The 14,595-nt window shown below is 67.1% G+C and carries 12 protein-coding genes; 7 read left to right on the top strand and 5 right to left on the bottom strand.

What is annotated here, in order from left to right; all coding sequences use genetic code 11:
* Positions 1 to 29: 29 nt before the first annotated feature.
* Complete coding sequence (gene maiA / locus ACV22Z_RS15070) at positions 30 to 674, bottom strand: maleylacetoacetate isomerase (protein WP_448077093.1); 645 nt, start codon at positions 672 to 674, stop codon at positions 30 to 32.
* A gap of 280 nt (positions 675 to 954) precedes the next feature.
* On the opposite strand from maiA, the gene ybiB reads away from it, so the two are divergent.
* The gene (ybiB, locus tag ACV22Z_RS15065) at positions 955 to 1,938 is read left to right on the top strand and encodes a DNA-binding protein YbiB (RefSeq protein WP_448077092.1); all 984 of its coding nucleotides are present in this window, start codon (positions 955 to 957) and stop codon (positions 1,936 to 1,938) included.
* 439 nt (positions 1,939 to 2,377) lie between these two features.
* The gene (gene leuA, locus ACV22Z_RS15060; protein WP_448077291.1) at positions 2,378 to 4,024 is read left to right on the top strand and encodes a 2-isopropylmalate synthase; all 1,647 of its coding nucleotides are present in this window, start codon (positions 2,378 to 2,380) and stop codon (positions 4,022 to 4,024) included.
* Positions 4,025 to 4,164: 140 nt separating this feature from the next.
* On the opposite strand, the gene ACV22Z_RS15055 is transcribed toward leuA, so the two are convergent.
* Positions 4,165 to 4,548: a nuclear transport factor 2 family protein gene (locus ACV22Z_RS15055; protein WP_448077091.1), complete on the bottom strand. Its 384-nt coding sequence runs from the start codon at positions 4,546 to 4,548 to the stop codon at positions 4,165 to 4,167.
* Between the two features lie 45 nt (positions 4,549 to 4,593).
* Positions 4,594 to 5,163 carry an acyloxyacyl hydrolase gene (locus ACV22Z_RS15050; protein WP_448077090.1) on the bottom strand — a complete coding sequence of 190 codons (570 nt, stop codon included), beginning with the start codon at positions 5,161 to 5,163 and terminating at the stop codon, positions 4,594 to 4,596.
* A 361-nt stretch (positions 5,164 to 5,524) separates the two neighbouring features.
* Between ACV22Z_RS15050 and rpoH the strand changes: the two genes are divergently transcribed.
* The 5 genes from rpoH to cydX all read left to right on the top strand — a co-directional run bounded on the left by rpoH (position 5,525) and on the right by cydX (position 9,945).
* Positions 5,525 to 6,460, top strand: a complete 936-nt coding sequence (rpoH, locus tag ACV22Z_RS15045) for an RNA polymerase sigma factor RpoH (protein ID WP_448077089.1) — start codon at positions 5,525 to 5,527, stop codon at positions 6,458 to 6,460.
* 300 nt (positions 6,461 to 6,760) lie between these two features.
* The gene (gene cydP, locus ACV22Z_RS15040) at positions 6,761 to 7,033 is read left to right on the top strand and encodes a cytochrome oxidase putative small subunit CydP (RefSeq protein WP_448077088.1); all 273 of its coding nucleotides are present in this window, start codon (positions 6,761 to 6,763) and stop codon (positions 7,031 to 7,033) included.
* Complete coding sequence (locus tag ACV22Z_RS15035; protein ID WP_448077087.1) at positions 7,023 to 8,600, top strand: cytochrome ubiquinol oxidase subunit I; 1,578 nt, start codon at positions 7,023 to 7,025, stop codon at positions 8,598 to 8,600. The genes cydP and ACV22Z_RS15035 overlap by 11 nt, the downstream gene beginning before the upstream one ends.
* 37 nt (positions 8,601 to 8,637) lie before the next feature.
* Positions 8,638 to 9,774 carry a cytochrome d ubiquinol oxidase subunit II gene (gene cydB / locus ACV22Z_RS15030; RefSeq protein ID WP_448077086.1) on the top strand — a complete coding sequence of 379 codons (1,137 nt, stop codon included), beginning with the start codon at positions 8,638 to 8,640 and terminating at the stop codon, positions 9,772 to 9,774.
* 54 nt (positions 9,775 to 9,828) lie between these two features.
* On the top strand, positions 9,829 to 9,945 hold the full coding sequence (gene cydX / locus ACV22Z_RS15025) for a cytochrome bd-I oxidase subunit CydX (RefSeq protein ID WP_448077085.1): 117 nt from the start codon (positions 9,829 to 9,831) through the stop codon (positions 9,943 to 9,945).
* 153 nt (positions 9,946 to 10,098) lie between these two features.
* On the opposite strand, the gene nagE is transcribed toward cydX, so the two are convergent.
* Both nagE and ptsP read right to left on the bottom strand, forming a co-directional pair.
* Entirely contained in the window at positions 10,099 to 11,880 is a 1,782-nt protein-coding gene (gene nagE / locus ACV22Z_RS15020) for an N-acetylglucosamine-specific PTS transporter subunit IIBC (RefSeq protein WP_448077084.1), read from the bottom strand.
* A gap of 108 nt (positions 11,881 to 11,988) precedes the next feature.
* Entirely contained in the window at positions 11,989 to 14,586 is a 2,598-nt protein-coding gene (ptsP, locus tag ACV22Z_RS15015; protein ID WP_448077083.1) for a phosphoenolpyruvate--protein phosphotransferase, read from the bottom strand.
* Positions 14,587 to 14,595: the final 9 nt, after the last annotated feature.

Genomic DNA, 14,595 nt, shown 5'->3' with positions numbered 1-14,595 from the left:
GTCGGCCGCTGCCGGTTGACCACCCAGCCTCACTCGGCGTCGGGCTGCGCGCCCGGCGCGGCCGCCTTGAACGCGTCGAGCGTTGCCGCATAGTCGGCAATCCGCTGGATCGTCGGATAACGCGCGGTATCGATCGAGAAGCGATTCGCGTTGAACACCTGCGGCACGACGCAGATGTCGGCGAGCGTCGGCGTATCGCCGAAGCACAGCTTGCCGGTGCGCGGATCGTTCGCGAGGCGCGTCTCGAGCGACGCGAAGCCCGTCTCGATCCAGTGGCGGTACCAGTCGTTCTTCGCCTCTTCCGGCACCTGCATCATGTGCTTCAGGTACTTCAGCACGCGCAGGTTGTTGAGCGGATGAATCTCGCACGCGACCTGCAGCGCGATTGCCCGCACGTACGCTCGATCGACCGGCTGCTTCGGCAGCAGCGCCGGCTCCGGATGCGTTTCTTCCAGGTATTCGATGATCGCGAGCGACTGCTGCAGCGTCGCGTCGCCGTCGATCAGCGTCGGCACGAGCGAATCCGGGTTCAGCGCGCGATAGTCGTCCTTCAGTTGCTGGCCGCCTTCGCGCAGCAGGTGCACGGGCACGTAGTCGAACGGCAGTTGCTTCAGGTTCAGGGCGATCCGCACGCGATACGCGGCGGAACTGCGGAAATAGCTGAAAAGCTTCATCGGATGTCTCTCGTTGTCATGATCGGCCGGCGGCGGCGCAAGCCGGAAACCGGAAACCGGCCTGCGCGGCATGGGCATCGCGCATCGTGCCGGCCGGCGGGGCCGGTGCCGGCGCCGGGGCGCGGTCGAATCGCGCGTCGCCGGGATCATGAGTGTAGCGCGCCGGCACGCCGCCGCGCGCTTGCAGGAACCGCGCGAATGCGTGCGATACTCGGTGGGTTCCCCACCGCCACCGCGCGGCCCGCTCGCCGATGCGACGCGAGCCGCCCCATACGCTTCGATGACCGCTACCCACGATCCCGCCGCCGCTGCGGCCGAACCGTTCCACTGCGCCCGCTTCATCAAGGAGATCGGCCGCGGCCCGCATGGCGCCCGCGCGCTGTCCGCCGAAGACACGTTCGAGCTGTATCGCGCGATGCTGAATACGCGCGTGTCGGACGTCGAACTCGGCGCGATCCTGATCGCGTACCGCCTGAAGGGCGAGACCGCCGACGAGCTCGCCGCGATGCTCGCCGCCGCGCACGCGTCGTTCGAGCCCGTGCATGTGCGGGACAGCGCGTTCCGCGCGGTGTCGATCCCGAGCTACAACGGCGCGCGCAAGCAGCCGAACCTCGTGCCGCTGCTCGCGCTGCTGCTCGCACGCGTTGGCGTGCCGGTGCTCGTGCACGGCGTCACACACGATCCGGGCCGCGTGACGAGCGCGGAAATCTTCGCCGCACTGTCGATCCCGCCGTCGGCCTCGCACGACGCGATCGAGGACATGCTCGCCGAACGCCGCGTCGCGTTCGCGCCGATCGACGCGCTCGCGCCGCGGCTCGCGCGCCTGCTGGCGATGCGCAGCGTGCTTGGCGTGCGCAATTCGACGCATACGCTCGTGAAGATCCTGCAGCCGTTCGCGCCCGCGGGCCTGCGGCTCGTCAACTACACGCATCCGCCGTATCGTGACAGCCTCGCGCAGCTGTTCCGCGACCATCCGGACGCTGCGCAGGGCGGCGCGCTGCTCGCGCGCGGCACCGAGGGCGAGGCCGTCGCCGACACGCGGCGCCAGGTGCAGGTCGACTGGCTGCACGACGGCGTGTGCGACACGCTGATCGAAGCCGAACGCTCGTCGGCCGACGCGCCGCCCGTCGCGCTGCCGGAATCGCGCGATGCGGCCACCACCGCCGCGTGGACGGACGCGGTGCTGCGCGGCGAGATTCCGGTGCCGGAGATGGTCGCCCGGCAGGTCGACACGATCGTGCGGATCGCGCGCATCGAAGCGTGAGCCCTTGCCTGCGCATCGGCGCGCGGCCACGCGCCGGCACGCCCGGTGCGCAGCGCCGCAGTCGCACCCGATGCATCCGTCCTGAAACGACTCATTTGACAGGCGCAGGCGACTTCGCATAGAGTTGTCGCCATGCGTTCCTTTCCGAACACCCTCCGAATTACCTCCGGTCGCCTAGCGCGGCCGCTATCGCTACGCCTAGCCTAAGGCTGTCGTAGCGCCGTGTGCTGTCCGCACGGTCCCTCCTCAGCAGTTCCTCGCAGTACCTTCTCGCAGTTTTTTACAACCCGAAGTCGTCAGCTTTCGTCCGTCCATCCGTCGGCCGAACCGCGAAGATCATCCGCATCCGCAGCGCTATCCGGCGCCACGGTGCGAGGCAGCGCTACCGCCGCTCATGCCGCCCGTCTTCGCTTGCGACTCGAGACCCGAGGTCATGAAGATGATGCGCAACCCGCAAGAGAAGTACCGATCGTTCGAACCTGTCCGCATCAACGGCCGCAAATGGCCGACCCGCACGGTCGAGCGTGCGCCGGTCTGGATGAGCACCGATCTGCGCGACGGCAACCAGTCGCTGATCGAGCCGATGAGCATCGAGCAGAAGCTCGAGTTCTTCGAGATGCTCGTCGCGATCGGCTTCAAGGAGATCGAAGTCGGTTTTCCGTCGGCGTCGCAAACCGACTTCGATTTCGTGCGCAAACTGATCGACGAGAAGCGCATTCCCGACGACGTGACGATCGAAGTGCTCGTGCAGTCGCGCGAAGACCTGATCGCGCGCACGTTCGACGCGCTCGAAGGCGTGCCGCGCGCGATCGTGCACCTGTACAACGCGATCTGCCCGTCGTTCCGCCGCATCGTGTTCGGGATGTCGAAGGACGACGTGAAGGCGCTCGCGGTCGAGGGCACGCGCCTCATCAAGGAATACGCGGCGGCGCGCCCCGGCACGCACTGGACCTACCAGTACTCGCCCGAGACCTTCAGCATGACCGAGCTGTCGTTCGCGCGCGAGGTGTGCGACGCGGTCGCGCAGACCTGGCGGCCGACCCGCGACCACAAGATGATCGTCAACCTGCCGGCAACCGTCGAAGCCGCGATGCCGAACGTGTTCGCCGACCAGATCGAATGGATGGACCGCAATCTCGGCTATCGCGACAGCATCGTGCTGTCCGTGCATCCGCACAACGACCGCGGCACTGCGGTCGCCGCCGCCGAACTCGCGCTGCTCGCGGGCGCCGACCGCATCGAGGGCTGCCTGTTCGGCAACGGCGAACGCACCGGCAACGTCGACCTCGTCACGCTCGCGCTCAATCTCTATACGCAGGGCATCGATCCGGGCCTCGATTTCTCGGACATCGACGCGGTGCGCCGCGTCGTCGAGCGCTGCAACCAGATTCCCGTGCATCCGCGTCATCCGTACGCGGGCGACCTCGTGTTCACCGCATTCTCGGGCTCGCACCAGGACGCGATCCGCAAGGGCTTCGCGCAGCAGCGCCCCGACGCGATCTGGGAAGTGCCGTACCTGCCGATCGACCCCGCCGACGTCGGCCGCAGCTACGACGCGGTGATCCGCGTGAACAGCCAGTCCGGCAAGGGCGGCGCGACGTTCCTGCTCGAACGCGGCCTGGGCTTCACGCCGCCGCGCCGCGTGCAGATCGAGTTCAGCCATGCGGTGCAGACGCTCGCCGACGTGTCGGGCGAGGAAGTCACGGGCGACGCGATCTGCGCGCTGTTCTCGCGCGAGTTCCTCGAGACCGACGGTCCCGCTGCCCGCAACGGCGGCAGCGTACGCTGGAAGCACCGCGAAATCGCCGGCGCGAGCCCGGCCGATGCGTCCCCGGAACAGGTCGTGCAGCGCGCGGCCGCGGCGTTCGCGGCGGCCGCGGGTGCGGCGCTCGACGTCGCTTCCTGCGAGCACGTGCGCACGGCGGACGGCCGCACGGCGGTGTTCGTCGGCTGCCGGGTCGGCGACGCGCCGATGCGGCACGGGATCGGTGTGCATGCCGATGCGGCGGCCGCCGCACTGGATGCCGTCGTCAGCGCCGTCAACCGCTCGGCATGGCATTGCGCCGATCGCCGTGCCGCGGCCTGACGGATCGCATCAGGGTTTGAAGAGGGTCGGGTAGCAGTGCGAGACCGCCCGTGCAACGCGCAACCCGCGCTGCACGGGCCAACAAAAAGCGGCCCAGCAGGCCGCTTCGGACGAGACACGAAAAGGAATGCCACGCGCGTTCATGTCTCGGTCGCGCACCGCGTCGCCTGCCACGCGAGCAGGCGCCAGCGCCCCTGCTCCTGCGTCTGCACGGCCGTGTACGCAATCGGAAACACGAGGCCGCCGTTGTTCGTCTCCATCTCGATCAGCGCGCGTCCGGTGACGATGCAGGTCTCGTCGCCGACGGGCAGCACGTCCTGCGACTGGATCTCGATCTGGCGATAGCGGCGGCGGCCGGCGGCAATGGCGTCGATGAACTGCTGCTTCGTTTCCCGTTTGCCGTTGGTGTGAACATAGAACACCTTGTCCGACAGCAGCGACTCGAGCGTCTCGCCGTCCCCGTCCACCATTGCACGGAACCGATCGCGCTCGAGCGCGCGGATCGCATCGACCACCTTCGCCATCGCCTGACTCCTCGTCAACGCGCACGCCGAGCGCGGGCGTGCGGATCAGAAGTTGTACTGCACGTAGAACTGGTGGAAATTTATACCAGGATTCGGCTCTTTGATACCCGCGTTAGACACATGTTGAAAACGGTAGCCGACCTGATACTGTTGCCGTTCTCCGAACTGCGCGCCGACGCCGACCACATCCGCGAACTGGAACGCGGTCGACAGCGACAGATTGGTCGCAATCGTCGGATGGGACAGCAGCCGCACGCCCGCGCCGGCCTCGACGAACGGTCGCACCTGCCCCGCGCTCTTGATGAAACGGAACATCGGCGTCGCGCCGAATTCCCAGATGCTGCTGTGGACGTTGCCGCCCGTGTGCCAGTAGCCGACGTGGCCTTCCATCACGAACGCGAAGTGCCAGCCGCCGACCTCCCACCATGTCCAGCCCGGATCCCAGACGACGCCGAGGTCGCCCTTGTCGATCCCGTGGCGATCGGAAAACCCGCCGCCTGCCTGGATCCCCCATCGATCCGCAAACGCCGCGCCGGACCCGCCCAGCAATGCCGCAGCCAGGACCGCATGCATCGCAAGCCGGCCGCGCAGCCGACCATTCTTCTTATTGTTCATCTGACACTCCAACTCTGTGGGTTGAATGGCACCGGCCGTGGTTCGGCCTGGCTCGAGCGAACAGAATGTTATGGTAAAGGACTTTTCCGATCGGCATCGCGAAGCGAAATGGTTTGCTTCCTAAACGACAAAAATCGAAATCGTCTACTGATTCCTCATAAAAACAACGGGTTACGGAACTTGTCGGCGTTCGAGCGGTCACGCCTAATGCTATCGACATCGAAAGATCGATAGAAAATCGGGAACTCGAAAGCCCGTGCCCCCTCTAAGGAATTAGCACTCAGTTGGCTGGAGTGCTAAGATTGACCGCGGAATCATCCGAGTCCGGGGTTCATCCCTGATTCCAAAGGAGTTTTCTTAAGTGAGCAACGCTCTGACCCTTCCGAACACCCTGAGCCCGGCGTCTGCTAAGGCCGAATCGGCAGGCTCGCTGGCGCTCGCAACCCATTCGATGTTGCCGGGCCAGCTGGGCAACATCGACGCCTATATCCAGGCAGTCAATCGTATCCCGTTGCTGACGGCCGAGGAAGAACGCCAGTATGCAACCGAGTTCCGCGAGCAGAACAACCTCGACTCGGCCCGCCGTCTCGTGCTGTCGCACCTGCGGCTCGTCGTGTCGATCGCGCGCAACTACCTCGGCTACGGCCTGCCGCACGGCGACCTGATCCAGGAAGGCAACATCGGCCTGATGAAGGCCGTGAAGCGCTTCGATCCGGCGCAGAACGTGCGTCTCGTGTCGTATGCGATCCACTGGATCAAGGCCGAGATCCACGAATACATCCTGCGCAACTGGCGCATGGTGAAGGTCGCGACGACGAAGGCGCAGCGCAAGCTGTTCTTCAACCTGCGCAGCCACAAGAAGGGCATGCAGGCGATGACGCCCGAGGAGATCGACGGCCTCGCGCAGGAACTCAACGTCAAGCGCGAAGAAGTGACCGAGATGGAAACGCGGCTGTCGGGTGGCGACATCGCGCTGGAAGGCCAGGTCGAGGACGGCGAGGAAAGCTATGCGCCGATCGCGTATCTCGCCGATTCGCACAACGAGCCGACCGCCGTGCTCGCCGCGCGTCAGCGCGACACGCTGCAGACGGACGGCATCGCGCAGGCGCTCGACGCGCTCGACGCGCGCAGCCGCCGCATCATCGAGGCGCGCTGGCTGAACGTCGAGGACGACGGCTCGGGCGGCTCGACGCTACACGACCTCGCCGCGGAGTTCGGCGTATCGGCGGAACGCATCCGCCAGATCGAAGCGAGCGCAATGAAGAAAATGCGCACGGCACTGGCCGAATACGCGTAAATCAGCCGATTTAGAGTATCGCCCCCAAAACCGCTGCCCAACCGGCAGCGGTTTTTTTTCGTCGATTAATTGACTTGTTTCATCGGGTATTCGACGTTCAATGACCGTTCCCGGCAATTATTGATCCAGCTCAAATTCCGATGCAACGTTCGCGACGGAGTGCCGCAGCGCAGCACTCGGCACGGAAAAGCCGGCATTTTAAAATTGGCATGTCCGGCGCAACAGGATTAAAACCGCTTAACGGCCGTCATAAATCCAACGTAAAGTCGCCCCCAACCCGCGTTAAATCGAATCAGGATTATGGCCTTGACCTCGATCAATAAAGCGGCCGCACGCCCGGCCAGTGCGCACGGCTGGCGCGGCCGCATCGCCGCATGGGCACGCGGCCCGACACTCGCCCGCGACATCGCCATCGTGCTGGTCATCAAGCTGATCCTGCTGATGGCGCTCAAATACGCATTCTTCAATCATCCGCAGGCCGAGCACATGTCGCTGCCGCCTGCCGCCGTCGCCGAGAAGCTGCTCTCGGTCCCGGCGCCCGCTTCTACCCAGGGAGACCAACATGATAAGTAGCGAAGTCGTCGATCTGTCACGGCTGCAGTTCGGCATTACAGCGCTCTACCACTTCCTGTTCGTGCCGCTGACGCTCGGGCTGTCGTGGCTGCTCGTGATCATGGAAGCCGTGTACGTGATGACCGGCAAGCAGGTCTACAAGGACATGACCCAGTTCTGGGGCAAGCTGTTCGGCATCAACTTTGCGATGGGCGTGACGACCGGCATTACGCTCGAATTCCAGTTCGGCACGAACTGGTCGTACTACTCGCACTACGTCGGCGACATCTTCGGCGTGCCGCTCGCCGTCGAAGGGCTGATGGCGTTCTTCCTCGAATCGACGTTCGTCGGCCTGTTCTTCTTCGGCTGGAACCGCCTGTCGAAGGTCAAGCACCTGATGGTCACGTTCCTCGTCGCGCTCGGCTCGAACCTGTCCGCACTGTGGATCCTCGTCGCGAACGGCTGGATGAACAACCCGGTCGGCGCCGAGTTCAACTACCAGACGATGCGCATGGAGATGACGAGCCTGTTCGACGTGCTGTTCAACCCGGTCGCGCAGGTGAAGTTCGTGCACACCGTGTCGGCCGGCTACGTGTCGGCTGCGATGTTCGTGCTCGGCGTGTCGTCGTGGTACCTGCTGAAGAAGCGCGACACCGACTTCGCGCTGCGCTCGTTCGCGGTCGCGGCCGGTTTCGGCCTCGCGGCAACGCTCTGCGTGATCGTGCTCGGCGACGAATCGGGCTATACGACCGGCGAAGTGCAGAAGATGAAGCTCGCGGCAATCGAATCCGAATGGGAAACGCAGGCGGCGCCCGCGTCGTTCACGCTGATCGGCCTGCCGAACCAGAAGGAGCAGCGTACCGACTATGCAATCAAGATTCCGTATGCGCTCGGCCTGATCGCGACGCGCTCGATCGACGAGCCGGTGATCGGCCTGCGCGAGCTCGCGAAGCACAGCGAGGAGCACATCCAGAGCGGCATGATCGCGTACGGCGCGCTGCAGAAGATCAAGGAAGGCGACACGAGCGACGCGACGCGCGCGCTGTTCGACCAGCACAAGCAGTATCTCGGCTACGGGCTGATGCTCAAGCAGTTCACGCCGAACGTGACCGACGCAACGCCCGAGCAGATCAAGGAAGCCGCGAAGAAGACCATCCCGCCTGTGGCGCCGGTGTTTTTCTCGTTCCGGATCATGGTGTTCCTCGGTTTCCTGTTCGTCGCGACCTTCGTCGCCGCGTTCTGGTTCTGCGCGCGTCGCGAACTGCTGCAGGACAACCGCCGCTGGTTCCTCCGCTACGCGGTGTGGGCGATCCCGCTGCCGTGGATCGCCATCGAATTCGGCTGGGTCGTCGCCGAACTCGGCCGCCAGCCGTGGACGATCGCCGGCGTGCTGCCGACGCACCTGTCCGCGTCGAGCCTGACGCCGACCGACCTGTACCTGAGCCTCGCCGGTTTCATCGTGTTCTACACGGCGCTCTTCATCCTCGAGATCACGCTGATGTTCAAGTACGCCCGCCTCGGCCCGTCGTCGCTGCACACCGGCCGCTATCACCACGAGCTGGTCGCCGCCGAGCGCGCGTCCGCATGACGGCACACGCGTACCCGACACCGAACAAGGAATCGTTATGGACTATGGAACTCTCAAGCTGATCTGGTGGCTGCTCGTCGGCGTGCTGCTGATCGGCTTCGCCGTCACCGACGGCTTCGACATGGGCGCGACCGCGCTGCTGCCGTTCCTCGGCAAGACCGACGACGAGCGCCGCATCATCGTCAACACCGTCGGCGCGACCTGGGAAGGCAACCAGGTGTGGCTGATCACCGCCGGCGGCGCGATGTTCGCCGCGTGGCCGCTCGTCTACGCGGCGTCGTTCTCCGGCTTCTACTTCGCGATGCTGCTCGTGCTGTTCGCGCTGTTCTTCCGGCCGGTCGGCTTCGACTACCGCAGCAAGCGGCTAGATCCGCGCTGGCGCGCGGGCTGGGACTGGGGCCTCTTCATCGGCGGCTTCGTGCCGGCGCTCGTGTTCGGCGTCGCGTTCGGCAACCTGCTGCAGGGCGTGCCGTTCCAGTTCGACACTGACCTGCGCGTCACCTATCACGGCAGCTTCTGGGCACTGCTGAACCCGTTCGCGCTGCTGTGCGGCCTCGTCAGCCTGACGATGCTCGTCGCGCACGGCGCCGCGTTCATCAAGATGAAGACGGACGGCGTGATCGCGCGCCGCGCGTCGGTCGCACTGCGCGTGTCGGCGTTCCTCGCCGTCGTGCTGTTCGTGCTCGCCGGCGTGCTGATCGCGTCGTACATCGGCGGCTTCCACATCACGCGCGCCGCGCCGACCGACACGGTCGCGAACCCGCTGCTGAAGGACGTCGCCGCCGGCTCGGGCCTGTGGCTCGCGAACTACGGCGAATATCCGTGGATGATCGCGGCGCCTGTCGTCGGCATCGCGGGCGGCGTGCTCGCGCTGCTGCTCGCCGGCTCGCGCCTCGAGAAGACCGCGTTCTTCTGCACGGGCCTGATGATCGTCGGCGTGATCCTGACCGCGGGCTTCTCGATGTTCCCGTTCATCATGCCGTCGTCGCTCGACCCGCGCAGCAGCCTGACCGTGTGGGATTCGACGTCGAGTCACAAGACGCTGCAGGTGATGCTGTTCGCCGTGATCGTGTTCATGCCGATCATCCTGCTCTATACGAGCTGGGTGTACCGCGTGATGCGCGGCAAGGTCACGCGCGAGGCGCTCGAAGAGAACACGCACTCGATGTACTGAACCCGGCCGGGGCGCACACACGCCCTCGCCCCCCGTTTCGCAAGGAGTCGGATCATGTGGTATTTCAGCTGGATTCTCGGTATCGGCGTCGCGCTCGCGTTCGGCATCATCAACGTGATGTGGCTCGAGGCGCGGCAGCGCAAGCAGGAAGCGCCGGTGCGCGCGAACTGACACTGCCCGCTGCGGGCGCCGCCAGACGGCCCGCGCAGTGCGAACCCATGAAAGCAACACGGCGCCCGAGGGCGCCGTGTTGCTTTGTCGGGCGCGGCAGCGATCGGCGATCGCTGCCCGTTCGTGGCGTGCTGCCGCGCGAACTCAGGCCGCTCAGGCCGGTTGAGCAGCCGTGCCGCCACCCGTCGCCGGCAGGCGCGCATTGAGCTGTTGCGCGTAGCGCGCGGCCGCGCTGCCGCAGACGATGTGGAACGTGTCGGCGCCGACCCACGCGATATCGAGCGACTCGAGACGCTGGCGATCGACCGCCGACGGATCGAGCACGACGACGCGCAGGCGCGTGGTCGCCACCGCGTCGAGCGACGCAACGTTCGTCGCGCCGCCGAACACCGCGAGCCAGCGTGCCGGATCCGGATCGAGCGGGCCGGCCGCACCGGCCGTCGCGCCCGCGCCCGTGGCCGCCGGTGCGGCAGCGGCAGCCGGTGCGGTCGCGGCGGCAGCCGCGCCGCTGCCGATCGCCGTGCGCATTTCGTCGGCGATGATGTCCGCCTCCGGCCCGATGATCACCTGAACGCTGTTGCCGCCGCGCTTGAGCACACCGCGCGCGCCGGCCGCCTTCAGGTCCGCTTCCGACACCTTGCCCGGATCGACGACGGTCAGGCGCAGGCGCGTCGTGCAGGCGTCGACGACCGTCAGGTTGCCGGCACCGCCGAGCGCGGCGATGTAGCGCTGCGCGCGCGGCGCGGAGGCCGCTGCAGCCGCCGCGCCCGGCGCGATATAGCCGCCCGCCTCAAACGACTCGGCTGCCGCTTCGGCCGTCGCCGGCTCGCGACCCGGCGTCGCCATGTCGAACTTGCGGATGAAGAAGCGGAACAGCCCGTAGTACGCAACGCCGTACGCGATGCCGAGCGGAATCGCGACCCAGCCCTTCGTCGACAGCCCGTAGTTCAGCACGTAGTCGATCGCGCCCGCCGAAAACGTGAAGCCGAGCTTCACGTCGAGCAGCTGGCAGATCGCCAGCGACAGCCCCGTCAGCACCGCGTGGATCACGTACAGCACCGGCGCGAGGAACATGAAGCTGAATTCGATCGGCTCGGTCACGCCGGTCAGGAACGACGTGAGCGCCATCGAGAACAGCAGGCCGCCGACCACCGCGCGGCGCTCCTTCGGCGCCTCGTGCAGCATTGCGAGGCACGCGGCCGGCAGGCCGAACATCATGATCGGGAAAAAGCCGGCCATGAAGGTGCCCGCGGTCGGGTCGCCCGCGAAGAAGCGGTGCAGGTCGCCATGCACGATGTCGCCGCCGGCGGCCGGCGCGAAGTTGCCGAACACGAACCACGCGAGCGAGTTGATGATGTGGTGCAGGCCCGTGACGAGCAGCAGCCGGTTCAGGAAGCCGAACACGAACGCACCGATCGCGCCCGCGGTCGTCAGCCACTGGCCGGCCGCGTCGATCGCGTGCTGCACCGGCTGCCACACGTAGCCGAACACGATGCCGAGCACGACGCACGCGAGCCCCGTGATGATCGGCACGAAGCGCTTGCCGCCGAAGAACGCGAGGTAGTCGGGCAGCTTGATGTCCTTGTAGCGGTTGTACAGCAGCCCCGCGACCACGCCCGCGATGATCCCGGACAGCACGCCCATGTTCAGCTTCGGATCGATGTCCTTCATGATCGCGGTTTCGATCAGATAGCCGATCGCACCCGCGAGCGCCGCGACGCCGTTGTTGTCCTTCGCGAAACCGACCGCCACGCCGATCGCGAACAAGAGCGGCAGGTTGTCGAAGATCGCGCCGCCCGCGTCGGCGATCATCTTGATGTTGAACACGTCCGGCTGGCCGAGACGCAGCAGGATTCCGGCGACCGGCAGCACCGCGATGGGCAGCATGAGCGCGCGGCCCAGGCTTTGTATCTTCAGAAACGGATTCCCGTCCATTCAGTCCTCCAATCCTTGTCTCTACGTTGAACTTCTTCGTTGACCTGATTGCTTGCGCATCGAATCTGCCTTCATGCCGAAACGGCACGCGAGTGCTGCCGACGACGCTCAGTCGAGCGGCCAGACCTCGCGGCTTGCTGCCCTTACCGCCTGCGCCGAATCGAGCGCGAGCAGGTCCTGCGCGCGCTGGCGGCACACCTGGTAATCGAGTCGGCGCACGCGCGCCTTGATGCCCGGCACCGACACCGGATCGACCGACAGCTCGGTCACGCCGAGGCCGACGAGGATCGGCACCGCGAGCGGATCGCCGCCGAGCGCGCCGCACACGCCGACCCACTTGCCGTGCCGTTCGGCACCGCGCACCGCGATGTCGATCAGGCGCAGCACGGCCGGATGCAGGCCGTCGGCCTGCGCGGCCAGATCGGCCTGGCACCGGTCCATCGCGAGCGTGTACTGGGTCAGGTCGTTGGTGCCGATCGACAGGAAATCCGCGTGCTGCGCGAGCTGATCGGCGAGCAGCGCCGCCGACGGCACCTCGATCATCACGCCGACCTCGATTGGCTCGGTGCGGCCCATCGCGCGCGCGAATTCGTCGAGGCGCTTCCTCAGCCGCACGAGCTCGCCCGCATCGGTGACCATCGGCAGCAGGATGCGCACCGCGCCGAACGGTTTCACCGCGAGCAGGCCCTGCAGCTGGTCGTCGAGCAGGTCGGGACGCACCTGCGCGAGACGGATCCCGCGCAGGCCGAGCGCCGGGTTCGGCTCGGGCGGCAGCGTCAGGTAGTCGACCTCCTTGTCCGCGCCGACGTCGAGCGTGCGAATGATCGCGGTGCGGCCCTGCAGCGCGTCGACGATCGACTGGTAGCTGTCGCGATGCTCGGCCGTCGTCGGTGCCGTCTGGCGATGGATGAACATCAGCTCGGTGCGCAGCAGGCCCACCGCGTCCGCGCCGTTGTCGACCGCGGTGTTCGCGTCGTCGAGCGTCGCGATGTTCGCGGCGACCTCGATCGCGCGGCCGTCGGACGTTGCCGCGGCTTCGCCCGCGGTGCGGCGGTTCGCCTCGCGCACGCCGGCGAGACGCTGGCGCTCGTGGCGCGCGCGCTCGACGTCGAGCGCGGTCGGCGCGTGCTCGAGGCGGCCCCCGCTCGCGTCGACGACGACCTGCGTGCCGTCCGGAATCGCGTACAGCGCATCGCCGACCGCGACGAGCGCCGGAATGCCGAGCTGGCGCGCGATGATCGCCGCGTGCGACGTCGCGCCGCCGCGCGCCATCACGAGTGCCGTCACGCGTTCACGGTCGAGCGACGCGAGATCCGACGGCGTGAATTCCTCGGCAGCGAGCACAGCCTCGTCGGGCAGCGTGCGCGCCGCGCTCGTTGCATGACCGAGCGTGCGCAGCACGCGCTTCTCGATGTCGCGCAAGTCTGCCGCGCGCTCGGCGAGCAGCGCGTCGTCGAGCTTCGACAGCGTGTCGATCTGCGCGCGGATCGTCGCGCGCCATGCGAAGCCCGCGCTCTTGCCGAGACTGATCAGGTCGCGCGCCGCGTCGATCAGCGTCGGATCCTCGAGCAGCACGCGGTGCACCGCGAAGATCCCCGCTTCACCGACCGCGCCGCGCGCCGATGCGTTGCGCACCGTGGCGTCCAGTTCCGCATCGACCGTCTTGAGCGCCTGGTCGAGCATCCGGCTTTCCGCCGCGGGCGTGCCGCTCGCCTGCTCGGGCGGCGTAATGTCCGTGTCGTCGAGACGCACGAGCGTGCCGACCGCAATGCCGGGCGCCGCGCACACGCCTGCCAGCATATTCGGCTCGAGCGGTGCGCCGTCGAGCGACATGCCGGCGCCGCGCGCAACGGCCTGCGGCGCGGGCGAGATCGTGCGCGCCGGCTTTTCGTCGACCTCGCCGTGCGCTTCGCGCAGCAGCTCGTGCTCGACCGCGTCGACGGCCAGCTGCGCGTGTGCGCCGCGGCCGACCAGTTCGACCGTCGCCCCAACGCCCGCGCCGAGACCGAGCAGCCCGACGACGCTCGCGATCGACGCGTGGCGGCCGTCGAAATGCACGTCGACGCTGGCGTCGAAGCCCCGCGCCGCTTCGCGCGCCCGCGCGGCCGGCCGCGCATGCAGGCCGCCCGGCTGCGTCAGCTGAATCGCGCGGCGCACTTCGGTCATTGCGGCGGCGCCGGTCGCAGCCGCCTGCACGGCCGCCCCGCCCTTGCCGCGCAGCGTGAGGAGCGGCGTCTCGCCTGCGCTCGCGTAGCCCTGCGCGCGATCGATCACCTCGAACGCATCGGAGTTCGCGATCGCGATCACCGACACGAGCGAATGCGCGCTACGTGCGACCGCATCCTGGTCGAACTCGATCAGCAAGTCGCCCGCGTCGACGCGCGCACCGGTGTCGACCCGCGCGGTGAACCCCTGCCCGTTCAGCTCGACGGTATCGATGCCGATGTGCAGCAGCACTTCCACGCCCTGCGGCGTGGTGATCGTCACCGCGTGACCGGTGCGCGCGAGATGCGACACGACACCCGCGCACGGCGCGACGAGCTTGCCGACGAGCGGGTCGATGCCGATGCCGTCGCCGAACATCGCGCCGGAGAACACCGGATCGGGCACGTCGGCCAGCGGAACGATCGGCCCCGTCAGCGGGGCCAGCAGAACGATCTGATCGTGGGTGGGGCTCTTCAACTGGGACTCCTCGGCGCGTCTCATCGGCGTTCT

This window comes from Burkholderia sp. PU8-34 (assembly GCF_053427725.1).
Note: the sequence above shows the minus strand (reverse complement) of the source record. Positions and strands in the feature narration are given on the sequence as shown.